The following is a 19,885-nucleotide window of genomic DNA, read 5'->3' on the forward strand; positions in this document are numbered from 1 at the left end:
TTTCGTGCCTGATCTCAGGAGCGTCGCCGCTCGCAGAACGTCTTGTGCGTGCCGCCCGCAGGAAGGCTCAGATGCGTGGCCAGCAGCGTGCCGATCATCGGGCACTCGGTGACCAGCGCCACCGGCTGGGTGAGCACGTCGAGCGCGGTCTCGCGGGTGCAGTCCGGACCCTCGACACCGGCCGGGCAGGCGAGGGCGCCGGCCAGGAAGCCGCGCGTCTCGGCGTGGCCAGTCGCGACCGCCAGCATCCAGAGGAGCAGCGACGTCGCGAGGTAGAGTGGGGCGATGCGCAGCAGCATCAGAGGCGGCCTCCCTGTCGGACGCCGAAGCACGCGAGCGCCTCGTCGTAGGACAGCTTCGGAACCAAGCCAGCCGGCGCACCAAGGTCGGGACCGGCGCACAGCTCGCGCTCGCCGCGATGGACGATCGACGGGGGAGCCGCCGGCTGGGTGCCGAACAGCCACTTCAGCACAAGGCGCTTGATCATGGCCGGGCGTTCCCCATCGCCATGGAGCGGCGCACCTCGAACTCGCCGGCCCGGGCTTCGTCGTACGGGCTCTCGGCCGGGAGCGGCGTCGGCTGGCAGAGCAGGCCCTGCCGGCGCAGGCTATCACCGTAGGCCTGGGCCGCCGGGTCGCGCTGGAGGCGCTGCGCATGGCGAAGCGCCCGCTCGGCGTCGGCCGCGGTGAAATCGGGGCGTGCGGTCAAGAGATGATCGCCTCGTGGGCGCCCGGCTGGAGCACGTGCTGCTCGGCGCCGGTCCAGGTGAACAGGTATTCGACCGCCCCGCGGTATTTCGGGTTGTCGAGGACGTAACCGACCGTGTCGTGCCGCCACCGGCGGCCGGTCGGGGAGGGGATGCCGTCGCGGTTCAGACTCTCGGCGATCGCCTGGAGGGTCGCCCGCGGGCGCTTGCCGCGGCCTCGCTCCCGGAAGATGCGCCGGACGACCGCCGCCTGCTCCGGCACGATGACCAGACCGCCGGCCCGGTCCGTGGCATATCCGTAGGGGACCCGCCCGCCTGCGAAGCCGCCGCGACCGGCCTTGGCCAGCTTCCCGCCCGCGGTCCGGTCCCGGATCGTGAACCGCTCCGATTCCGCCATGCCGGCGAGGATCGCGAACACGGTGCGCCCCATCGGCGTCGCTGTGTCGATCGGCTCGGTGACGGAACGGATCCCGACCTCGTGCGTCTCGGCGAGATCGGCCACCGTGGTCACGGCGTACCGGATCTCGCGGGCCAGCCGGTCGAACCGGTAGACCAGGAGCACCGAGAACTTCCCGTCGGCCGCGAGCTGCAGGACCTCGCCGAAGCCGGCGCGGTCGGCGGGCCGGGTCGCCCCGGATACGCCGGCATCGGTGATCACCGCGACGAGCTCGTAGGTCTGGCTCTCGGCAAAGGCGCGAAGGGCTCGCTCCTGTGTCTCAAGCCCGAAACCGTGAGCGGCCTGCTCATCGGTGGAAACCCGGAGGTAGGCGACCGCCCGAGTGGCCAGAACCGCCTTCGCGGCCTCTTGGGTTTTTATTCTGCCCCGGGCGCGAGCGGTTCGCCGCGACCCTGAAATCGCGGGTAAGTCACTCATTCCATTGATCTATTTACGCTGTCGGGACGGTTCTTGCGGAAATGTCTTGGTAATTCCGCATCAGCCTACAAATCAGGCCGCCGGCCGGGCCGTCCGACGCCGCCGGGCGACCGTGAAAGGTACGCCCTTCGTGCTCGTGCCGTTCTGCCCGAACGTGCGCTTCTCGACGGTGCCGAGCTGGGGCCGAAGCTGCCGCACCAGCGCGGCGATGCGCTTGCAGTGCGCGTCCTTGGCGTCGAGATCCTGATCGGCCCGACCGGTCATGCGCGAGCGACAGAAGGCGCGGGCCTCCTCCTCGATCGCGGTGACGATAGCGTGGGCGCTCATCGGGGACCGATCATGACATGGAACACCGCCCGCGTCTGCCGGAGCAACGCCTAAGCTGTTGAGCGGGTTCGAAGATGGGGCGCGATGGCTGGAACGGCAGGGCTCGAACCTGCGACAACCCCGTTAACAGCGGGGCGCTCTACCGACTGAGCTACATTCCAACGCGGACATGCAAACGCCCGGCGGCTTCTCAGCCCCGGGCGTGCGTCTCGCGACGGTTGGGTTTTGCCGGGTTTCGCCCGACGGGTCAAGGACGCTTCATCCTTTCGAATAGAGCAACAGCTTGGATCGTCGTAAATCGTCCGAGAAGGCAACCAGCAATCATAGCGGTCGTTCCGATTAAAATCGTCTCAAGATTTCCTAAGATACCAATTAGAGAGATATCGCGGATGGTCTGCGGAGGCATGATAAAACTCGTTCCCACCAAAGCATCTGCCCAGAGCCCGGCCATCACAATTACATTCAAATAGAAAGAGAGCTTTATGAAAAGCTTAAGCTGGCGACTAAGAGGAGAAAACCGATAGCTAGCAATCCAGAAAAGAAATATCTGGTAGAGCTGGGAGAGCTTGCCTGGGTACTCTTCCAAGTGGGCCGTCCACTCCTCGGAGTACCTATCTCTCATATGTTCCGGTAGTCTCCTTACGACTTTTGCGAGCAGTGCCGAAGTCAAGCGCGGTAACCAAGCGACCACTTCGTCTTTGATTAGCCCGACACCGACCGTGCAGAAAATACCGGCGGCGGCTGAGAGGATTATCAGCGCGGTGCCCATGCCGCCTCTCCATCAATCGAAGGGATCTGGAACTCGGCAAGGGCGGCGCGTGCCCTGGTCTGGCCCAAGCCAGTCATTCGGTAGAACCGGCGACGCGGCCGCCCGGCCTCGCTCGCGTTGATGTTCTCCCATTCGCTCTCGAACCAGCCGGCATCTTCGAGCCGAGCCAGCATGGGGTAGAGCGTGCCGGCCCCGACACCGGTGGCTTTGGAGATTTCGGCGCCCGAGCGATCGGCACGCGGCGTCATGAGGTACAGTCTCAGAACCTTGAGCGTTGGCCCTGATAGCCGTGGTTCGCGGTCTGCCATCGCAGCCTCATTTGAAAGTCGATATAGCCCTATATCGACTTTCGTGCGACCCGTCTACGGTGCCGCCGGTGTCACGGGTCCATCCCGTTCGCACGACGCCACGAGGCATAGAACGCTTCGTCGGACACCCAGGTCGCCTCGACCGTCACCGTGGAGTCGGAGACGCGTTTCCAGAAGCGATGCGCCGCCGGCGACCTCGCGGTCAGCATCCGGTCGGCCGCGAACCGGTTGAGGCGCTCGTACCTGACGCGTGGCCGCTCGACCCGCCGCATCCCCAGCGGCGGATAGATCGCGAGGTGGCCGCTGCACACGCTGTCAGGCCTCCCCGCCGACCCGGCACCGCGCCGCCACAATGTCCCGCACCCGGCCGCGGCCGGCGACGGCCCGCTGGACCTCGGGCTTGGCCTGTGGGGCGTAGCGCGCCTCCTCGGCGCCCCAGTACTGCCCCTGACCGGCCGGGACAGCCCGTCCGCGCGCGTCGGTCTCCTCGCCGGTCTTCTGCCCCTGGAAGAACCGCTCCTGCACGTTGGCGACGCCCTCGGCCGCAAAATCCTCGTCGAGGTTCTCCATCAGGATCCGGAAGTGCTCGGCGATGTAGGCCGTGCCGCGGTCGCCGCCCTTGCCGCGCGCCTCGGCGAACTGCGCGAAGGTCTGCCGGCCAGTGAGCACCTCGTGGAGGAATCGGGCGCCGGGCACGCCGACGGCGCGGACGACCTTGTCCTTCAGCTTTGCCACCAGCCGGGCATCGTCGATCGCGTAGATGACCGACAGCTCGTGCGCGATGGTCATGTCCTTCGAGCCACGGACCCCGAAGTCCATGGAGCCGAGCCGCGCACCTGAAGCCCGCTCGAAGATCGCCTGCACCTGGCGCCCGACCTCGTACTGCGAGACGGTAAGCCGCCCGTGCGAGCGCTCCATCTCCAGCACGTCGACGCGGCGGTTGACGGAAGCCATGGTGCGCTTGCCGGACGCCCACGGATCGTCGACGGCCACGGCTGCCGTCTCGACCGGGCCGCGCTTGCCGCGGACGGGCTTCGACAGGCTGGTGCGCGGGTCGAACGCGGCCGCGTGGTCGTAGCGATCGCCACGTGGGTCCCGAGCCCGATCTGGCCGGGCAACGCGTACGTGACTGTGGTTGGCCGGCGAGCCGGCGAGGCTGATGCTCTTGGTCCTGGACGCTGCCACGGTGAGCCCCTGTGCTGGCCGGCCTTCCGCCGATCCGTGGCACCTCATCTGCGTCCCGTTTTTGGACACACGCAACTGGTCAGCGATCGAAAAGTCCGCCCCATTCTCCGATGAGAGATCGTCTAGCAATGCCCGTGACCGGCGGCAGGCAAGCGTGTACGCTGCCACCTTAGGGCGGCGCGATCCGCACCCAACCCTCGAACCAACTCTAGAGGGACATATGTCCTCAGAAACTAATAATGATAGAGACGTTTATCCGGCTACGTTGACGCAGAAACATGCTTTGATGCGTATAAAATTCGATGAACGGGAGTATCGCGTAAAGCTCGAACTCCGCGTCAAACTTATATCGATGATTGCCGGATCGGTTTCGGGCGTGATATTAATCGTCGCGTCTGTTGTTCTGCTATCAGTCCAATCAACTAGCCAGTCGACAATCGCGCTTCTTGTGGGAAGCGGAGTCATACTATTGCTTTTCAATATTGTTACGGCAGCAGGTTCGTCGACACAGAAGAATAAACCCGAAATCGAAGATTAGCAAGTTGATTGGCATTTATCAGACATCCGCCCTCAACATATTTTGACGCGTCGAACGGCAAAATCCTATGATACTGCCCTACATTGCCGTTGCGCTGCTTGGTGGGCTGGCCGGGCTGAGCGAACTTATCAATCGGTATAGAGATGCCCCGTTTTCCGTGCTTCGGAACTGGGCAACATTGCTGCTGGTGATAACCAACGCAGCCGCATCAATCGCAACGCTTGCGATCATCCGCGAAACCAATTTGGTCAGTATCCCCGGAGCTGGAACCGGCACGCAAAGCGCATTGCAGATCCTGATCGCTGGCGTTGGCGCGATGGCAATTTTACGCATCGGCATTTCGCTCCAAGTATCTGGCAAGGCCGTAAATGTCAGTCTCGCCAATCTCCTGCAGCCGCTTCTTACCGCCGCGGATCGGGAGGTCGCTCGTGCGCGGGCATCTCACAAGCTGTCAGTTTCTAAAGAACTCATGCTTGGCCTTGATGCCGACGCAGCCCTTCGAGAACTGCCCGGGATTTGCTCGAGAGTTATAAGCAACATGTCTTCCGAAGAAGTAAAAACCCTTGAGGATGAGATTAAGAAAATAATTTCCGAAAAGTCCGCGCCCAATGTCAAGCTTATAAATTTAGGCACGGTACTCCAGAATAATTTTGGCGAAAACGTTCTAAGGGCGGCCGTTGAAAATTTTGTGGTCATACATCCCAATGCCACTGTTGTAACCATACCCTCGACAAATCCGGTTAAACAAATAGGATCAGGCTAATATTTTCTCTCCGGATACATCCATTTGAATTTCTACGTTCCTCTCAACATTAAGCAAGGCTGCCGGACAGCTTAGGACACAGTCTGATCTAAAGATTGGATATTGCGTTCGTTCCAAGCCTCCGCGAGGCGCTCGCAAGCCCGCTTCCGGCGCCGGTCAAAGGTCCGCCGCCAGATCCCGAACTCGCGACAGTAATCCGTGATCGTGCCGCCGGGCACGTCCTTCAGCAGCCGGAGCCGACGGTGGCGCTTGATCCTCCGCCGCGCCTTCGCCCGCGACCAGGTCAGCAGGGCCATGCGCTCCGGGCTGTCGCGCCCCAGGATCTCGGCCGAGAACACGATCCAGTCGAAGGTGGCGGCCATCTCGCCCGGATCGACGGGTTGCAGCCGGTTCGCGCGGACGCTGAAGATGCCCGCGCCCGTGAAGGCCATGAACGCCGCCACCAGCCAGCGCTCGATATCGTGACACGTCATGGCCGGCGGGTCCGGGCCCTCAATCCTCAACGGGTTCGCCATCAGCACCGGGTATGCGCTCTCCTCACGCTGCCGAGCGGCTGAACAGGTCAGCCGTCGGCGGATCAGCCCGGGCGGGCTCGGCCGGCATAGGCGGCACCGCGACGCGAGCCTCGACGATCGCGCGGCACTCCGGATCGGCGCACGACCACATGCCGTCACCGAGATTGCGGAAGACGCCGAAGCCGAACGAGGCACCGAATACCCCGCAGGATGCGCAACTGCGCTCTGCCAGGCGCTTGGCCCTCTCGATCGCTTCTTCCTCGGCCGCCTGCGTCGCGGCTTTGCGGCGCTGGAGTTCAACCTTCCAGAGGTCCGGCCTCACGACGCGCCTCCCATCGAGCCCTGCCGCTGGTCGAGGCGTGCGATCAGCCGGCCGATGTCCGGCCCGTGACCGGTCTCCCGGAGCCGGGCGAGGTCCTCGTCCAGCTTCGCCCGCTGCGCTCGGGCAATCTCCGCCGGCGTCTCGGGCCGGTGCCTGGACTGCTCGGCCTGCCGCATGCGCCGCAGATGCGCTTCGGCCGCTTTGGCGACCTCCTCGCGCTGAGCCTCCGTCGGCACGTCGTAAACTTCCGCCTCGAGCACGCGCCGGATCTGCAGGAGCCGCATCCGGAGCGGGATCAGTCCTTCGCGCACCTCGGCCGAGAACTCGGCCGGTGAAGGGCGCCATCGCTTCGACCAGGGCAGCAGCGTCTCGCCGGACCGGAAGCGCTCAGCCGCAGCGTGAATTGCCGCCAGCGGCAGAGCCTTCAGCGCCGACACGTACTCCGCGATCAGCACCTCGTTCTCGTCGTCGCCCCGCCCGCGCCCCTGCTCAAATCCCAGCAGCACTCGGGTCACCACCGTGTCGACGTGGGCGGGGTTCGAGGACGCGGCCAACTCGGCGCTAAGCCGCTCGGCGACGGCGGAGAGCTGCTGCCGCTCGGAGATCGAGACCGCCCTGTCCCGCCGCACGCAGTACCGCGTCGGAAGGACGGGATGCGCCTCCAGCCTGCCATGCAGTTCCGAGATCCTTGCCTCGATGAGGGCCGGCGTCTGGGTCGTTCGCGTCGATGGCAGGCGGTTCGACATCAAGGGCCCCCGTCAGGGATTCGGCGTGTTGGCGAATGAGGCGGGCGGCGAGGCCCGTAGGCGCTGGCTGGGCAGGGCGCCCGCGGTCAGGACGCCGGCCGATCGACTCGCGCCGGGCCTGAAGGCGCCGGTCGACCCAGCTCGAGAAGTCGGCGAGCTCGCGCCCATCGGCCTCCTCGATCAGGCCGAGCACCACCACCGCCTCGTCGTGGGCGATCGCCAGCCAGTGGCCGATCAGGGCGCGGGCCGAGTGTTGGGACCGGCCGGTGTTGGCGCAGATTAGCGCGATGCCTCTGGACATCAGCTGCCGGCGGACACTCAGGCCCTCGTCACCCTCGGCCGCGCCTGCGCCGCCAGCCTGCCCGACATCGTCGGCCGACCCGTCAGGGTCGGAACCGGGGGTTGGGGAGGGGTTAAGGGGTGGGGGTGGAGGTGCAGGAGGAGGGGGCGGACCATCCGGGGAGGGGCCGGGGGGTAACGTGCCATCTGCGGTGTCACGTGACTTCACGTGACGCGTGCGCCCCTGGCGGACCCGGTCGGAGGTCCGGCGCTTCTCGATCGCCTCGACGGCGACCTGCGCGCGGGCGAGTTCCATCGCGACGCGCTGGAGCAGCTCCGGGTCTAGGCCGGCACGGGCCAGATCAGCGATGAGGCTGGGATCACTCATCGGCCTACTCCGCCGCCATAGGCATGGGGCCGGGCGCGTGGTCGGCCTCGGTGAAATCCTCCCACGACATGCGGCTGAGCTGCGTCGGGCCGCGGTGGGAGACGTCCCAGACGAACCACGCGAAGGCCATGTTCGAGGACGCCTTCGGGCCCTCCCAGCCGTCCCGGTGCATCATCGGCAAGCGCTTGCGGAAGCAATGCACTCGGGCCAGCGTACCGGTGTCGAGGATGGAGCCGCGCGAGATGCTCTCGTAGAACGAGAACCGCAGCAGCATCATCACGCGCGGGCAGATCCGCACGGCCTGCTCTACGAAGGCGCGGGCGTCCTTGTAGGGCGGATTCGTGATGATGCAGTCGATGCCCTCGGGCGCGAGTTCGACCTTCAGGAAGTCGACACCCGAGACCTGGCCCTTCCAGCCGTAGTCGACGAGATCCGTGGCCAGTACGTCGTGCCCGGCCGCATAAAGCTCGCGCACGATGGCGCCGGGCCCGCAGGCTGGCTCCCAGATCCGTTGCGGCAGCCATTCGGTCCCTATCAGAGCCCGCACGGCGGCCGCCGGCGTCTCGTAGAGGTCGTTCCCGCGCTCCGAGAGCGCGTGCGCCTTGTTCTCGCGGTGGCTCACGCTGCGGCCCTCCGTCGAAAGGCCGGGACCATCCGCGCGAGCACCAGCATCACTCCGCGGTCCAGGCGGGGCGCCAACTCGGTCCCGTCCGGGTGAAAGGCCCGCTCGCAGAGGCGCATGGATTCGGCCGCGTCGAGTGCGCCGCCATAGGTGCCGCGGAACAGCTCGCGGCCCGAGAAAATGAGCACCCATGTCATGCCGCCGCCCTCGCGGCTTGCGGCTCCAGCGCCGTGACCTGGATCACCAGCTCGGGCGTCTCGCCGTAGAACTTGCGGACGAGGCCATCGACCACCGATGCGTCGTCAGCCCAGACGACATGGTTCAGGGCGTCGATGACCTTGGCGATGTTGTCCCAGTCGGGCTTGGTCGTGGGCCGCAGGCGACGCTCGATTGCGTCCAGCCGCTTCCGCTTCGACCAACTCGCCGGAATCGGCATGGTGGCGAAGATCCGGACCTCAAGCGGTCCGGTCAGGAGGGTGCGTCCGCGCATGACGGCGCCGGCCGCGAGGCGCAGGGCGCTCTCGTAGGCTTCGGTCTTCTGATCGGGATGGGAGTGGATGCGCGCCACTCCTCCCCGATGGACGAGTTGCGCGCGGTGTCGGCCCTTCCCGCGAGGGGCGCCGGGCAAGCGGATGATGACGGTCTCGGACACCGCGCGCCTCCAGGCTCAAGCGTCTGCGGGTTCGCGGGTGCGGCGCGACCGGGTCTCGCGCACCGGCGGCTCCGGCAGGGGCGAGCGATCAGCCTCGTCTTCAGCAGCCTCCTCGGCCTCAGACTCTTCGTCGATCGGCAGTTCGGGTTGATCCTTGTCCGCGAGCGCATCGGCACGCTGGCCGAAGAACACGCTCGGCTCGGCCAGAACGAGGACCGCAGGCTTCGCGCCATGCTCGGCCAGCTTCGTGATGTCATCGACCGAGCCAGAAGCGCCGACCTCGAGCTTGAGGCCGTCCTTCACCGTCCACTTGCCGGTCGAGACCACCAGGTGGTCGAAGCCCTGATGCGCCACGACCTTGATGGCCTCGCGCACCGTCTTCCCAGCAACCTCGTCAGCGCGACCGATCACGGTGCGCTGCTCGTGCTCGGACATCTTGGTCCAGCACGGCATCTGACGGCAGATATTGTCGAGGATCCGGTCGCGGATATCGCCGCGCAAGGTCTCGATGCCGAGCTGTACTGCGGCTTCGGCTTGCGCAACGGCGTCTGTTGTGGCTTCCATTGTTTTCTCCATGGATGGGCACCGCGCCCATTCTCTTCAGACCGCCCGGCACCCGCTCCCACAGCAGGCCGGGCGGTTCTCGTTTCGGGGTCAGGCGGCGCTCTGCTGCTCCGCCGGCGCCTGATCGGAGGTGCCGGCCTCCGCTGCGGCCACGCCCACGGCCTGGGCCGTCTGCGCCGCGCTGTCGGCCGCCTGCGCCACCGCGGCGGACGAGGCCTCCAGCGTCGCGAGGATCTGCTCGACGGGGGCCGTGTCGCCCTGGGTCGTGCCGTGGGCGTCCTCCAGCCCCTTTACGCGGTTGCCGAGGGCGGCGATCGCGCCGTTCTGCGCCTTCGTAGCCGCGGCGATGGTGGCGAGGTCGGTCGCCATGCGGGTGATCAGGGTCACGTCGTTCGGGGTCATGCTCGGATCCTTCAGCAGGGTGACGAGGTCGGCTCTCAGGCGGCGGAAGGCGCCGGAGAGCCGGACTGCAAAGGGTCGGACGACCCCGTGCCGGTGAGCGCTGGATCGGGGATCCTCAGCGCGGTTCGGATGGTGGCGAGCTCGGCCCGGATCGCGTCGCGCTCGGCGCGCAACTCCACCAGCTCCTCGCGGACCGGCTGGACGGCGGCCTCGATCTCGACGTCGACGTGCGCCTCGATGGCGCTGAGCGCGGCACTCGCCCGGGCGAGTGAGACACCGCGGTTAGACGAGAGGAAGTGCAGGGCGGGCGTGAGTAGGGACATGGTCGCTCCGGAGGGCTGAAGGTCAGGGGTGAGGACGCCGGCCCGGTAGACGAGGGTCGTGGCCGAGGCGGCGCGGGACGCACGGCTCCTCGACGACGGCAGAGCGATCGCCGAGCGGCGCGTGGAACTGCTGCTGCGCAGGCGGGGCCGGCGTCGTCGCCACCAGGGTGAGCGCCATGCTCTCCGCCCAGCCGAGCAGGATCAGCAGGCCGCCCCGAGCCAGGCGGTTCACCGGCGTCTCGGGCACGTGCGCCTCGACGCCCTTGCTCAGGGCGCTGAAGTGCTTCGGCAGAGTGGTGACGAAGGCGCCGTCGGACATGGTCAGGCGGCCGGCGTCTGCTCGTCCTCCGGGAGCGCGACGCGCCCCGGCTGGAACACGGCCCGGTTGAGCCACATGAAGCCCTGCTGGATCTGCGTGATCGCCAGCGCAGCCATCCGTCCATCCATGCCGGGCATGTCGCGGATGGCTTCGGCCTGGCGGATGCAGCGCTCCTCGAGCGCCTTGTTCACGTTGCTCAGCGCGACGTTCTCGGGCGACTGCGGGCGGTAGCCGGCGACGGGCAGACCCTGGTGCTTCTGGTCCGACATGGTCGGCTCCTTCTGTGCGGCGGGAGTGGAAGTCAGGCGGCGTCGGCCGCGCCGGGGTCGGCGTAGGCAGTCGGCTCGACGCCGGGCGCGAGATGCGAGACCTGGAGCGTGCGCATCGCGGTCACGACGGCGTGGAAGGTGTGATCCTTCACCCGCTGATCGGCCGGCAGAGCATCGTAGGGGACGAGGCACGGGTGGGTGCGCGCGTCGGCATCCTTCGTCTCGCCGTAGCGCCAGCCCTGCGCGAGCTTGTCGGCCATCCAAGCTTCATGCTGCGCGGATGGGGGCGCGTCGGGGTTCGCCAACGCGAACTCGACGCCCTTCATGGCGCTGTCCCGCTGCCAGTCTGGCGCCTCGATCCAGTCGGGCTGCACGTCATGGCCGAAGGTCGCGCAGATCGCGCGGTTCACCTCGTGGCAGACCCAGGCAGCGGCGGTGACGAAGTGCGGCCCGGCATCCGAGACCACATCCTTCCCGCGGATCGGCGCGTACCCGGCGTTGAAGGGAGCTCGCGGCGAGAACGAGAGATAGCCGTCCGGCTCGCGCTCGTTCGGCTCGTATCGCATCAGCATCGAGCCAGGCTCCGGCGAGCCGCGTGCCGTGATGCTCGCCGGCACCGAGATCTCCCGCTGCTGGCCACAATCGTCGACGATGGCGATCAAGCCGCGGTCGTTCTCCTCGTCCAACATCAGGCGGACGAGTGGATACGCCTCGACCTGCTTGTGCGAGACGTGCGTCGGCTTGAAGGGCTTCATGGTCACTCCTCTCCGCTCGCGGCCCGCCACAGCGGCAGGTCCGTCAGATCCGCCGAACCCGGCAGGCTCGGCACACGCGCGCGAGCATCCGCACGGACCAGTGCGGGTGCGGGCGACCGTCCTGGACGGCGCGCAGCTGCGCCCGCAGCCGGCGCGCCTCCCGGTGTTCTCGCAGCAGCCGACCGATCTCCCTGAAGAGCCGCATGAAGATCCTCCCGGAGCAGAGCGTTGCTGGCTTCTGCGGCGTCGGCCGCGGCCTCGATGCTTGAGCAGAGCCGCTCGTAGGCGGTCCGGATGTTGTGCAGGACGTGCCCGTCGAGACCGGTGTCCTGGCGCCCGATGAACTTGCGGACCCAGGAGCCCGAGGTCCCAATCCGGCGTCCGACCGCGTCGTAGGCGGCCATCTTCGAGCCCATGCTCGATTGGGCGAGACGGACAAGCGCCGAGAGTTTCGGCAAGCTTTCGTCGCGAACTTGAGATGCGGTCAGCATTGCTCGTTTCCGGTCAAACTTTGTCCCCACGTCGCCAGTCCTCCGCGTGATCTTGAGATCACTGCAAAGGAGCGGTTCGGATGCGGGAGGTTGACGAGGTACGCACACACACGAGCGCGCACGGCGGGGCTGGGGAGCTGCAGCCGAGCGCGCAGGGAGAAGGACGACCCGGCCGAGGGTCCGAGATTGCGATGGTCTCGGCCGGGTCGCTCGCCGGCGGGAGGCGTGAGCCTGCGACCGCTGCGATGAGAAAACGCAATGCACAGCTTTGATTTTACAGCTAACAACGCTGACACAGTTCCCGCGTTACTGTTCTCGCGAACGAGGATGGCAGAACCGGCAATGTGCACGTTGGTCAGCATGTCAGGCCGCCCGCCGGAATACGGGGAGGCGGTGTGCAGCACGGCTGAGGCGCTGAACCAGCGACATCGACCCCGGGGCGGCGTCCTGCTCAACAGCAACGACAACTTCCGCAGGATAGGTCGGCACGAAGACGGCGCCGCGCCCCATAGCCTCGGCCATCCTCGCAAGGTCCGTGAACCGGGCACGGTGCGGAAGCAGAGCCAGCAGCTCGGCGTCCTGGGAGAGGTCCTGAAGGACCTGCGCGGCGGCCTCAAGTTCCAGCGCGCGGTGGGCGCTTTCATCCGGTTCGCTGCTGTCGAGGCGCTCGCCGCGCACGATCTCAGCCGCAAGGCGGCTCGCATGGATCGCGAACGCAGCGGCGGCACGGCGGCACGCGCAGCCGAGAAGCATGAGGCGCTTGGCGTCGGTCACGGTGGGCTCCAGGCAGGAGACCGCCACCGAGGCCGCAGCCTCGACACTGGCGACGGCAGGGGCACGCGGTGAAAGGTGAGGGGCGACCATCAGCGCGCGCCCTCCGCATCAGCGAGCAGACGCGCATCGGTGGTGGTCTCGTCGGCCGAGCACATCGTGCCGGAAATGACCGTTCCGTCCTCGCGCACGGCGCGGAACCGGACGGCGAAGGGCTCGCCCCAGGCGCACGGCCGGCCGAACGCAGGCGCCTGGCGCAGCGCAATGGCGTGAAAGCCGAGCTCGGTCAGGGTCGCGCGGGCGGCGACCTCATCGGCCTCGCAGGCAGCGAGCGACAAGGGCAGCAGGGCCACCAGCGCGGGCCGGAGCATCGCTTGGATGACCGACCCGCGCGGCCTACCATCGAGGGGCTGAGACCCGATGGAGCTGAGAATGAACGCAGAGCAGACGCGTGCCTTCGCTGTCGAGACGACGGCGATGATCGAGGTGCTGCGCACGACAGTGATCGCGTTGACGGTAGGGGTCATGCAGAAGATCCCCCCTTCCGATCGCGAGGAGATGCTTGCAGAGATCGTCCGCTCGACGGGCGATTTGCCGCCAGACCTCTCACTGGCGACACCTCAGGCGACGGCGTTCCATGAAGCGGTTGCTGCAGCTGCGCCTCGTCACGCGGAACAGCTCGTTCAAGCCGTTCGCAAAGCTCTCGGGTGAAACCGCCGTGCACCTTCGCCGCTCGGACGCGGCGGAGGGCACCACTGATGCGATCGGCGCCCATCACGCGGCCGCCGTTCGTGGCTGATGCACTCGCACGAGCACATCGTTGTCGATCGGAAGCCCCCTGGCCTGCGCCGCTTCGACGATCCGAGGCCAATAGACGACCGGGATGGACTCGCGCTGGCGCATGTCGCTGCCGCGAGCACCTTGGTTCTTCGAGAACCCGCAGATCGCACCGAAGGCGGTCGGACCACCGAGTGCGGCGATGATGTCAGGGACGGATTCCATGGCGACCGGCACGCTACGCCTGTTGCGTAGCTACTGTCAACGCACAATGCGTAAAGCGTTATGCGATGCGCCGAACATGGATTCGATTGCCGAGCGCCTGCAGTATCTCCGCAAGAAGGCCGGCTTCAGTACGGCCACCGAGGCGGCACGTGCATTCGGATGGGCCGTGCCCACGTATCTTGGCCACGAGAACGGCGATCGAAACCCGAGCCGCGAGACGGCAAAGCGCTATGCCACCGCCTACAAAACCCGGTGGGAGTGGATCTTAGAAGGCGGCCCCCGGCTGGACGCGCCGAAAGATGACACCGTGCCGATCGTCGGCGACGTGGGTGCCGGCGCTCGTATTGTGTTCAACGGAGAGCCCCAAGGCGGCTATGATCGAGCGCCGCGACCACCAGGCTCAAGCCCAGATACAGTCGCCGCCCGCGTGAGGGGCGATTCCATGCCCGGCCTCGCCGAGGACGACTGGCTCATCTACTACGACGATCGCGTGCGCGGCCTACCCGATGAGTGGATAGGCCAGCTCTGCGTCGTGTGGATCTCGGAGGACGAGGTCTACGTGAAGAAGGTCTTCCGAGGTCGCGACGGGGGGCCGTACCTTCTGGTCTCGACCGGCGGATTACCGCCGATCGAAATCGACGAAATCGAGTGGTCCGCCAAGGTAGCCTGGATCAAGCCGCGCTAATAGTCGTCCGTTTCCGGCACGTCGCCGATCCGCGCGAGAAATGTAGGCTCCGAGAACTCGTCCGCACTGCTTGGTCCCGGGCGAGAGTATGCCAGAGCACCATCCGCTTGGTGCTCGCTAACGAGGCGTTCAGCCAAGCGCTTTGCCGCCTCCGCGCTTGGGCACTGCCTCGGAGTACCTGCTGAAAGCGCGCCTCTGCCTTTGCGAATGAACGGTTGTACAGCGTGATACTGCATGTGAGCCATCACTATACCTTGTTCCAATTCTGACGATCAGAACCTGATCCCGAAATTAGAACGGAACAAGAACAAATCCACGCTGGTCCGGTACAATCTGAAATCGCGTGACTCTACCGTGAGTTGGGTTGTGAGCGGCTGTGGACAACGCTTTTTGCGCAGCTAGATCACTGCGCCGACCGGACGCTACGCAATATGCGTTGACAAGCGTTACGCACGATGCGTAGTATCAGCCCATCGCCTCCTCACGAGCCGATGGAGCCGCAGATGCTCACCGCCTACTTCGACAATCTCCAGCATGCCTCCGCCGCCGCACAGGTCGTCACCTGCGTCCTGAGCTTCATGGCTCTCGGCCTCGGCCCCTTCGTGCCGGGCCTCGTCGTCGACCACGTCCGCGCCTACCGGGCCGCACGCTGATGGCCGGCCTTCCCGCCACCGAAGTCGATGTCCGCATCGGCGAACGCATCTGGGCTGCCCGGACACGGGCGGGACTGACCCAGCGCGCCATAGGCGCCGCGATCGGCGTCTCGGCCGCTCAGCTCCAGAAGTACGAGAAGGGCACGAACCGCATCAGCGCCATCGCGCTGAACATCGTCGCCGATCTGACCGGCACGCCGATCGCGGCCTTCTTCGACGAAGTCTCCAACGCGGAGGCAGCCTGACCATGGCGCTCCTCGAGATCCCCGCCGGCTACCGGGTGAAGTGGTCCTTCGCAGGCTACGCCGCGCACAGCCCCTACGGACTGATCCGCGACGACTGCGACTGCGAGGCCGAGGCGATCTTCGCCTGCCAGGACCACGCCGATTCCCTCGCGCTGGAGGCCGCCGACGAGCTGGCCGCCATCACCGACTTCCAGGCCGACCAGTTCCGCGAGGCAGCATGAACGCGCCGCACCCGATCCGCGCCCTGCACGGGCATCTCGTCGGCGTCGCGCCGAGCCTCGACGCATTGGCGCCGGCCGAGCCGCTGCCCAGCGCTTCTGAGGCTCTCGGACGCCTCGAATCCTCCCTCGCGATCCTCGACGCGATCGCCGAGGCAGGGCTCTCTGCGGTTCATCACCTCGAGCGGGCCACGATCGCCGGCGCCGGACAGCGTGCCGATTACCTCCGCCTGGAGGACGTCGCCGCGAAGCTGCAGGCAGTCGCCCGTCGCGCCGAGGCTGCCCGCTCTCGCGTCTCCGACAAGCTGGCAGGTGCGCGATGAGCTGCGCCGTCCGCTCCGCCCCTGACACGCAGGCGTTCATCGCCACGATCGACCGGTACGCCGCCGCGTTCGGCGTGCCGACCTACAGCGAACTCGTCCGCGCAATCCATGATCAGGATCACCGCGCGGCCGAGCTCTACGGAGCCTTGCACGAGGTCTCCAAGCACGTCGGCGAGGCTCAGCTACTCGTCGCCCGCACCGGGCTGGAGCAGCCGACGGAGGCCCTCGACCGCCTGCTCACAGACGCGCTGGAGCGGATCACCGCGGCCAAGATGGTCTCCGACATCGCGCTGTTCACGGCCGAGACCCGCGTGGACCTCGATGGGCGCGACGACGTCACCGTGCTCGCCGACGCGCGCACGCGGCTCCGGGCTGCCGAGAGGCGTCTGTGAGCGACTTCGAATCCAAGCTCTACGCGCTCTGCATCGACGAGGCCGAGCGCACGCACGGCGTCAGCGAGAGCGCGACGCTGACGCACGTCATGACGGCCGCCCTTGCGACGACGATCGCTGCCCTGACGAGGGGCGACCCTGTCGCCTCTTCGACGATCACCGCACTCGCCGTCGAAGGACTGCCGGAGATGGTCGCGCGTCGCGCTCACCTCTTCCGCCACCCCAACCAGGGGAGGCCGCAGTGACCCTTCCGCCCTTCACTCAAACCGAGGCCGTGATGACCCGCTCCGTTCTCCCCTTCGAGATGCGCGAGCCTCGCGCCGTCACGCCCGCCCAGCGCGCGACCTTCCTAGGGATCCGTCCGCCGGTCCGGGCTTGCGAGAGCACCCTGCGCGGCCTCGCGGATGCCGACGGCACCGTGTTCGCGCTGCTGCTCCCGGCCGGCTCCCCGAGCCTGGACCGCGAGCGGGCCGAGATGCTCGCCGCCGCCATCAACGCCGGGCTCGGCGTCGCCGGGCAGCCCGCGCCGGTGGAGGCCTGACCACCATGGCCCTGCTCGCCCCCGACACCATCGAGCGCCCGTCCACGGTACGCATCCACGCCGACCTCTACCAAGGCACGGACGAGTGGATCGCGGCCCGCTGCGGCATGCTCACCGCCAGCGAGATGTCGCTGATCCTGACGCCGACCCTCAAGACGGCCAAGAACGAGAAGGAGCGCTCGCACCTGTACGAGCTGCTCGCCCAGCGGATCACCGGCTTCGTCGAGCCCCGCTACGTCAGCGACGACATGCTCCGCGGTCGTGACGACGAGATCGAGGCGCTCACCCTCTACGCGAAGCACTACGCCGAAACCGAGACCGTCGGTTTCATCACCAACGACCGCTGGGGCTTCACCCTCGGCTACTCGCCGGACGCGCTGGTCGGCAGCGACGGCCTCGTGGAGTGCAAGTCGCGCCGGCAGAAGTACCAGGTCCAGACCTTCCTTGAGCACGTGCCCGATCGCGCGATCCCGAGCGACTTCCTGCTCCAGGTCCAGACAGGCCTCCTCGTTTCCGAGCGGCTCTGGTGTGACCTCGTCTCGTATTCCGGCGGATTGCCGCTGGCCGTGATCCGCGCCTACCCAGACGAGAAGGTTCAGCAGGCGATCGTCGACGCCGCCGGCGACTTCGAGCGCCGCATCCGTGAGGCGATGGACCGCTACCGCGAGGTGATCGCCTCCGCCCGCGCCGTCCCCACGAAGCGCATTCCCAGGGAGATCGCGGCGTGATCGACATCTCGCAGACCGTCGCTCCGAAAAGCGATCAGCTCAACGCCGACGACCTGATCGGCGGCCCGCGCACCATCAAGATCACCCGCGTCTCCGCCATGAAGGAGCCGGACCAGCCGATCGCGGTCTACTTCGAGGGCGACAACGGCAAGCCGTACAAGCCGGGCAAGTCGATGCGCCGCGTGCTCCTGCGGATCTGGGGCGCCGATGGCGTGGCCTACGTCGGCCGGCGCATGACGCTCTACCGGGACGACGCCGTGCAGTTCGGCGGCGTGGCCGTCGGCGGCATCCGGATCAGCCACATGTCCGGCATCACGAGCGCCGTGACGATGCCGCTCACGGTCACGAAGGCGGTCCGCCGAGCATTCACGGTCAAGCCGCTGGCCGAGGAGCGCAGGCCGGCTCCGGAGCAGCAGAGGCTCGCTCCACCGTCAGACGGTGACGGGTCAGAAGGCCGGCGCCAGCCGAACGGGCGCGATCGCCTCTACGCCGACGCTCGGGCCGAGGCTGCCAAGGGCAGCGACGCGCTGCGCGCCTTCCGCCAGGGCCTTCCCGAGCGTGCCGATCGCGCCCTCGACGAGATCTCCGACGAGCTGGAGCGGATCGCGTCCGGCGCTGACGTCGCCGACGACGATGACTTCCCTGGCTTCGCGCCGACCGCCGAGGAGGCTGCCTGACCATGGCGGCCCCCATCTGCCCCACGTGCGAGACCGCCGCCCGTCTCACCGACGGCCGCGAGATTTACCCGCACCGGCCCGATCTCGCGGACAAGCCGATCTGGGCCTGCACGTTCTGCCAGGACACGTATGTCGGCTGCCATCCCGGTACCGAGGATCCGCTGGGCTTCCCGGCCGACGCGGCGCTGCGCGAGGCCCGAATCCTCCTGCACCAGCGCAAGATCGATCCGCTCTGGGAGAACGCGCCTATGTCGGGCGGCTACGGCCACCTCGACACGGACGGCATCAAGACCGTGCAGCGCGCCGCCCGCGGCCGCGTCTACGGCTTCCTCGCCGCTCGCATGGGGCTGACCCGCGAGACCTGCCACACGGCGATGTTTACGCTGGAGCAGTGCCGCGAGGCTTGGACCGCGCTGAAGGGCGTATCGTACCCCGATATCCGCGACTGGGCGAAGTACGGCGAGGGTCGGAAGCCAGGCGCCGGTCGGAAGCGGCGCGCCTCCGCCCCGGCGAGCGGCGAGGGAGCGGCGGGATGAATGTTCAATCTCGGTCAAGTATCCGCAATCGCTTCGGCTGCTACTCTGAGTGTGAGCAATTTCTTTTGCTCTGCAACTATCGCCATATGCAACGGGTAATCTTCCAGTTCAATGCGCCTTGGGCTTGTTATAGCGCGATCATGGATTCGGCTATATTCTCTCCGCACGGAGTCGAAAGACGAATTTATACCAAGATTGGATTTGAAAACGGGAATAACTCGCACTGTCATGTTGTATGTTTCCACAATATTAAATATTGTTTTTCGCAGATCGTCTCTGATGCTCTCAGGAAGTGTAGCGTCCCGTGCAATCGCGTGCATTGCATCGATCATTCTTTTCGCGACAGCAATTTTGTCGTCAGCGTCTTTCAGTATGGGCTCGTACTGGTTCGCGTGAATTTGAATGTGGCTCCAATCCTCTGCCTCGGCAGCTTTGCTGATATCGAATGCGGCCTCCCGCAGAACCGGCATCGCGTCGATAGCCGAATTGAGCCAAGTCTTGATACCGTTGATGTTATAGATAAGATCTTCGACCGGCTTAAGCCGCTCATTTATATACTGAATTCTATCTATAGCTGTCTGCTTATTGATCAAAACTATCTGCGCGTCGGCTCTCGCAACCTGCTTCATAGCGCCTTGCCAAGCAGCAAATCCAGCAATGAGCGCAGCAACGGCGCCGATCGATGTTTGGTAGCGATTGAGCCAAAATTCGATGCATCCACCGAACCCGGGTGTGAGCACCTTTCCTTCTTCGCCAACGGGCAAGCGGCAGGCCCACGTGATCCAGTCGAACGCTGCCAAGCAGAAAACCACGGCTACTGCGCCGAGCACTGCCAGCGCCAGCAGCGGCCAAGACTTTGTCATCAGGTGCACTCCCCGCGCCCTAATCGCGCGCGGAGCTGCCAGCCGGCAAGGCACAACCTCAACAATACGACCGCGGAGTAGCCCCATGGCCGAGTCCAGCACCATCACGCGCGAGATGATCGAGGCCGGCGCAG

At 66.4% G+C, this 19,885-nt stretch carries 40 protein-coding genes and 1 tRNA gene; 14 read left to right on the top strand and 27 right to left on the bottom strand.

Annotated features, from left to right (window positions below; all coding sequences use genetic code 11):
* Nucleotides 1-14: 14 nt before the first annotated feature.
* The 10 genes from ABIE45_RS13755 to ABIE45_RS13800 all read right to left on the bottom strand — a co-directional run bounded on the left by ABIE45_RS13755 (nt 15) and on the right by ABIE45_RS13800 (nt 4,169).
* Nucleotides 15-299, bottom strand: a complete 285-nt coding sequence (locus tag ABIE45_RS13755; RefSeq protein WP_373622338.1) for a hypothetical protein — start codon at nt 297-299, stop codon at nt 15-17.
* Nucleotides 299-487 (bottom strand): hypothetical protein, encoded by a 189-nt coding sequence (locus tag ABIE45_RS13760; RefSeq protein WP_192707228.1) that lies wholly within the window; start codon nt 485-487, stop codon nt 299-301. Before ABIE45_RS13760 ends, ABIE45_RS13755 begins: the two co-directional genes overlap by 1 nt.
* The gene (locus ABIE45_RS13765; protein WP_192707229.1) at nt 484-708 is read right to left on the bottom strand and encodes a hypothetical protein; all 225 of its coding nucleotides are present in this window, start codon (nt 706-708) and stop codon (nt 484-486) included. The genes ABIE45_RS13760 and ABIE45_RS13765 overlap by 4 nt, the downstream gene beginning before the upstream one ends.
* A complete protein-coding gene (locus ABIE45_RS13770) occupies nt 705-1,580 on the bottom strand; it encodes a recombinase family protein (RefSeq protein ID WP_192707230.1) in 876 nt (291 codons plus the stop codon). The genes ABIE45_RS13765 and ABIE45_RS13770 overlap by 4 nt, the downstream gene beginning before the upstream one ends.
* Nucleotides 1,581-1,652: 72 nt before the next feature.
* The gene (locus ABIE45_RS13775) at nt 1,653-1,907 is read right to left on the bottom strand and encodes a hypothetical protein (RefSeq protein WP_192707231.1); all 255 of its coding nucleotides are present in this window, start codon (nt 1,905-1,907) and stop codon (nt 1,653-1,655) included.
* A gap of 85 nt (nt 1,908-1,992) precedes the next feature.
* Nucleotides 1,993-2,068, bottom strand: a tRNA-Asn gene (locus tag ABIE45_RS13780).
* Between the two features lie 86 nt (nt 2,069-2,154).
* Nucleotides 2,155-2,676, bottom strand: a complete 522-nt coding sequence (locus ABIE45_RS13785) for a hypothetical protein (protein WP_192707232.1) — start codon at nt 2,674-2,676, stop codon at nt 2,155-2,157.
* Nucleotides 2,661-2,924: a helix-turn-helix transcriptional regulator gene (locus tag ABIE45_RS13790; RefSeq protein WP_192707233.1), complete on the bottom strand. Its 264-nt coding sequence runs from the start codon at nt 2,922-2,924 to the stop codon at nt 2,661-2,663. The genes ABIE45_RS13785 and ABIE45_RS13790 overlap by 16 nt, the downstream gene beginning before the upstream one ends.
* A gap of 131 nt (nt 2,925-3,055) precedes the next feature.
* A complete protein-coding gene (locus ABIE45_RS13795) occupies nt 3,056-3,295 on the bottom strand; it encodes a hypothetical protein (RefSeq protein ID WP_192707234.1) in 240 nt (79 codons plus the stop codon).
* 4 nt (nt 3,296-3,299) lie between these two features.
* Nucleotides 3,300-4,169: a hypothetical protein gene (locus tag ABIE45_RS13800; protein ID WP_192707235.1), complete on the bottom strand. Its 870-nt coding sequence runs from the start codon at nt 4,167-4,169 to the stop codon at nt 3,300-3,302.
* A 605-nt stretch (nt 4,170-4,774) separates the two neighbouring features.
* On the opposite strand from ABIE45_RS13800, the gene ABIE45_RS13805 reads away from it, so the two are divergent.
* A complete protein-coding gene (locus ABIE45_RS13805; RefSeq protein WP_192707236.1) occupies nt 4,775-5,470 on the top strand; it encodes a hypothetical protein in 696 nt (231 codons plus the stop codon).
* Nucleotides 5,471-5,541: 71 nt separating this feature from the next.
* Here the strand turns inward: ABIE45_RS13805 and ABIE45_RS13810 are convergent, their stop codons facing one another.
* From ABIE45_RS13810 to ABIE45_RS13820, 3 genes are all read right to left on the bottom strand, one after another.
* Entirely contained in the window at nt 5,542-5,943 is a 402-nt protein-coding gene (locus tag ABIE45_RS13810) for a hypothetical protein (protein WP_373622339.1), read from the bottom strand.
* 64 nt (nt 5,944-6,007) lie between these two features.
* Entirely contained in the window at nt 6,008-6,307 is a 300-nt protein-coding gene (locus tag ABIE45_RS13815) for a hypothetical protein (protein ID WP_192707237.1), read from the bottom strand.
* Nucleotides 6,304-6,936 (bottom strand): hypothetical protein, encoded by a 633-nt coding sequence (locus tag ABIE45_RS13820; protein WP_373622340.1) that lies wholly within the window; start codon nt 6,934-6,936, stop codon nt 6,304-6,306. The genes ABIE45_RS13815 and ABIE45_RS13820 overlap by 4 nt, the downstream gene beginning before the upstream one ends.
* A 67-nt stretch (nt 6,937-7,003) precedes the next feature.
* Here ABIE45_RS13820 and ABIE45_RS13825 point away from each other — a divergent pair, with 67 nt between their 5' ends.
* Entirely contained in the window at nt 7,004-7,336 is a 333-nt protein-coding gene (locus ABIE45_RS13825) for a hypothetical protein (RefSeq protein ID WP_192707399.1), read from the top strand.
* Between the two features lie 388 nt (nt 7,337-7,724).
* Here the strand turns inward: ABIE45_RS13825 and ABIE45_RS13830 are convergent, their stop codons facing one another.
* The 12 genes from ABIE45_RS13830 to ABIE45_RS13885 form a co-directional block, all read right to left on the bottom strand.
* Nucleotides 7,725-8,342, bottom strand: coding sequence for a class I SAM-dependent methyltransferase (locus tag ABIE45_RS13830; RefSeq protein ID WP_192707239.1), 618 nt, complete (start codon nt 8,340-8,342; stop codon nt 7,725-7,727).
* Complete coding sequence (locus tag ABIE45_RS13835; protein WP_192707240.1) at nt 8,339-8,539, bottom strand: hypothetical protein; 201 nt, start codon at nt 8,537-8,539, stop codon at nt 8,339-8,341. Before ABIE45_RS13835 ends, ABIE45_RS13830 begins: the two co-directional genes overlap by 4 nt.
* Nucleotides 8,536-8,994, bottom strand: coding sequence for a RusA family crossover junction endodeoxyribonuclease (locus tag ABIE45_RS13840; RefSeq protein WP_192707241.1), 459 nt, complete (start codon nt 8,992-8,994; stop codon nt 8,536-8,538). The genes ABIE45_RS13835 and ABIE45_RS13840 overlap by 4 nt, the downstream gene beginning before the upstream one ends.
* A 15-nt stretch (nt 8,995-9,009) precedes the next feature.
* Entirely contained in the window at nt 9,010-9,558 is a 549-nt protein-coding gene (locus ABIE45_RS13845; RefSeq protein WP_192707242.1) for a hypothetical protein, read from the bottom strand.
* 90 nt (nt 9,559-9,648) lie between these two features.
* Nucleotides 9,649-9,960 carry a hypothetical protein gene (locus tag ABIE45_RS13850; protein WP_192707243.1) on the bottom strand — a complete coding sequence of 104 codons (312 nt, stop codon included), beginning with the start codon at nt 9,958-9,960 and terminating at the stop codon, nt 9,649-9,651.
* 35 nt (nt 9,961-9,995) lie between these two features.
* Nucleotides 9,996-10,283: a hypothetical protein gene (locus tag ABIE45_RS13855; protein ID WP_192707244.1), complete on the bottom strand. Its 288-nt coding sequence runs from the start codon at nt 10,281-10,283 to the stop codon at nt 9,996-9,998.
* A 22-nt stretch (nt 10,284-10,305) separates the two neighbouring features.
* A complete protein-coding gene (locus ABIE45_RS13860) occupies nt 10,306-10,602 on the bottom strand; it encodes a hypothetical protein (protein WP_192707245.1) in 297 nt (98 codons plus the stop codon).
* Between the two features lie 2 nt (nt 10,603-10,604).
* Entirely contained in the window at nt 10,605-10,871 is a 267-nt protein-coding gene (locus ABIE45_RS13865; RefSeq protein ID WP_192707246.1) for a cyclic nucleotide-binding protein, read from the bottom strand.
* Between the two features lie 32 nt (nt 10,872-10,903).
* Nucleotides 10,904-11,626: a RyR domain-containing protein gene (locus tag ABIE45_RS13870; RefSeq protein ID WP_209578307.1), complete on the bottom strand. Its 723-nt coding sequence runs from the start codon at nt 11,624-11,626 to the stop codon at nt 10,904-10,906.
* A gap of 2 nt (nt 11,627-11,628) precedes the next feature.
* Nucleotides 11,629-12,117, bottom strand: coding sequence for a hypothetical protein (locus ABIE45_RS13875; RefSeq protein WP_192707247.1), 489 nt, complete (start codon nt 12,115-12,117; stop codon nt 11,629-11,631).
* A gap of 363 nt (nt 12,118-12,480) precedes the next feature.
* Nucleotides 12,481-12,891 carry a hypothetical protein gene (locus ABIE45_RS13880; protein ID WP_192707248.1) on the bottom strand — a complete coding sequence of 137 codons (411 nt, stop codon included), beginning with the start codon at nt 12,889-12,891 and terminating at the stop codon, nt 12,481-12,483.
* Between the two features lie 89 nt (nt 12,892-12,980).
* Entirely contained in the window at nt 12,981-13,259 is a 279-nt protein-coding gene (locus ABIE45_RS13885) for a hypothetical protein (RefSeq protein WP_192707249.1), read from the bottom strand.
* Between the two features lie 61 nt (nt 13,260-13,320).
* Between ABIE45_RS13885 and ABIE45_RS13890 the strand changes: the two genes are divergently transcribed.
* Entirely contained in the window at nt 13,321-13,599 is a 279-nt protein-coding gene (locus ABIE45_RS13890; protein ID WP_192707250.1) for a hypothetical protein, read from the top strand.
* Nucleotides 13,600-13,662: 63 nt separating this feature from the next.
* On the opposite strand, the gene ABIE45_RS13895 is transcribed toward ABIE45_RS13890, so the two are convergent.
* Nucleotides 13,663-13,902, bottom strand: a complete 240-nt coding sequence (locus ABIE45_RS13895) for a hypothetical protein (RefSeq protein WP_373622341.1) — start codon at nt 13,900-13,902, stop codon at nt 13,663-13,665.
* A 64-nt stretch (nt 13,903-13,966) separates the two neighbouring features.
* Between ABIE45_RS13895 and ABIE45_RS13900 the strand changes: the two genes are divergently transcribed.
* The 11 genes from ABIE45_RS13900 to ABIE45_RS13950 all read left to right on the top strand — a co-directional run bounded on the left by ABIE45_RS13900 (nt 13,967) and on the right by ABIE45_RS13950 (nt 18,888).
* The gene (locus ABIE45_RS13900; RefSeq protein WP_192707251.1) at nt 13,967-14,575 is read left to right on the top strand and encodes a S24 family peptidase; all 609 of its coding nucleotides are present in this window, start codon (nt 13,967-13,969) and stop codon (nt 14,573-14,575) included.
* A 503-nt stretch (nt 14,576-15,078) separates the two neighbouring features.
* Nucleotides 15,079-15,228 carry a hypothetical protein gene (locus ABIE45_RS13905; RefSeq protein WP_192707252.1) on the top strand — a complete coding sequence of 50 codons (150 nt, stop codon included), beginning with the start codon at nt 15,079-15,081 and terminating at the stop codon, nt 15,226-15,228.
* Nucleotides 15,228-15,473 carry a helix-turn-helix transcriptional regulator gene (locus ABIE45_RS13910; RefSeq protein WP_192707253.1) on the top strand — a complete coding sequence of 82 codons (246 nt, stop codon included), beginning with the start codon at nt 15,228-15,230 and terminating at the stop codon, nt 15,471-15,473. Before ABIE45_RS13905 ends, ABIE45_RS13910 begins: the two co-directional genes overlap by 1 nt.
* Before the next feature lie 2 nt (nt 15,474-15,475).
* Nucleotides 15,476-15,694: a hypothetical protein gene (locus ABIE45_RS13915; RefSeq protein WP_192707254.1), complete on the top strand. Its 219-nt coding sequence runs from the start codon at nt 15,476-15,478 to the stop codon at nt 15,692-15,694.
* Nucleotides 15,691-16,014 (top strand): hypothetical protein, encoded by a 324-nt coding sequence (locus tag ABIE45_RS13920; protein WP_192707255.1) that lies wholly within the window; start codon nt 15,691-15,693, stop codon nt 16,012-16,014. The genes ABIE45_RS13915 and ABIE45_RS13920 overlap by 4 nt, the downstream gene beginning before the upstream one ends.
* Nucleotides 16,011-16,406 carry a hypothetical protein gene (locus tag ABIE45_RS13925; RefSeq protein WP_192707256.1) on the top strand — a complete coding sequence of 132 codons (396 nt, stop codon included), beginning with the start codon at nt 16,011-16,013 and terminating at the stop codon, nt 16,404-16,406. The genes ABIE45_RS13920 and ABIE45_RS13925 overlap by 4 nt, the downstream gene beginning before the upstream one ends.
* Nucleotides 16,403-16,651 carry a hypothetical protein gene (locus ABIE45_RS13930; RefSeq protein WP_192707257.1) on the top strand — a complete coding sequence of 83 codons (249 nt, stop codon included), beginning with the start codon at nt 16,403-16,405 and terminating at the stop codon, nt 16,649-16,651. Before ABIE45_RS13925 ends, ABIE45_RS13930 begins: the two co-directional genes overlap by 4 nt.
* 32 nt (nt 16,652-16,683) lie before the next feature.
* Nucleotides 16,684-16,947, top strand: coding sequence for a hypothetical protein (locus tag ABIE45_RS13935; protein WP_210331533.1), 264 nt, complete (start codon nt 16,684-16,686; stop codon nt 16,945-16,947).
* A gap of 5 nt (nt 16,948-16,952) precedes the next feature.
* Entirely contained in the window at nt 16,953-17,675 is a 723-nt protein-coding gene (locus tag ABIE45_RS13940; RefSeq protein ID WP_192707259.1) for a YqaJ viral recombinase family protein, read from the top strand.
* Nucleotides 17,672-18,352 (top strand): hypothetical protein, encoded by a 681-nt coding sequence (locus ABIE45_RS13945; RefSeq protein WP_192707260.1) that lies wholly within the window; start codon nt 17,672-17,674, stop codon nt 18,350-18,352. Before ABIE45_RS13940 ends, ABIE45_RS13945 begins: the two co-directional genes overlap by 4 nt.
* Nucleotides 18,353-18,354: 2 nt before the next feature.
* Nucleotides 18,355-18,888 carry a zinc-finger-containing protein gene (locus tag ABIE45_RS13950; RefSeq protein ID WP_192707261.1) on the top strand — a complete coding sequence of 178 codons (534 nt, stop codon included), beginning with the start codon at nt 18,355-18,357 and terminating at the stop codon, nt 18,886-18,888.
* A 14-nt stretch (nt 18,889-18,902) separates the two neighbouring features.
* Here the strand turns inward: ABIE45_RS13950 and ABIE45_RS13955 are convergent, their stop codons facing one another.
* The gene (locus ABIE45_RS13955) at nt 18,903-19,751 is read right to left on the bottom strand and encodes a hypothetical protein (RefSeq protein ID WP_192707262.1); all 849 of its coding nucleotides are present in this window, start codon (nt 19,749-19,751) and stop codon (nt 18,903-18,905) included.
* Nucleotides 19,752-19,885 lie beyond the last annotated feature (134 nt).

Origin of the sequence: Methylobacterium sp. OAE515, from assembly GCF_041806315.1 — a bacterium.
Taxonomy (GTDB): domain Bacteria; phylum Pseudomonadota; class Alphaproteobacteria; order Rhizobiales; family Beijerinckiaceae; genus Methylobacterium; species Methylobacterium tardum.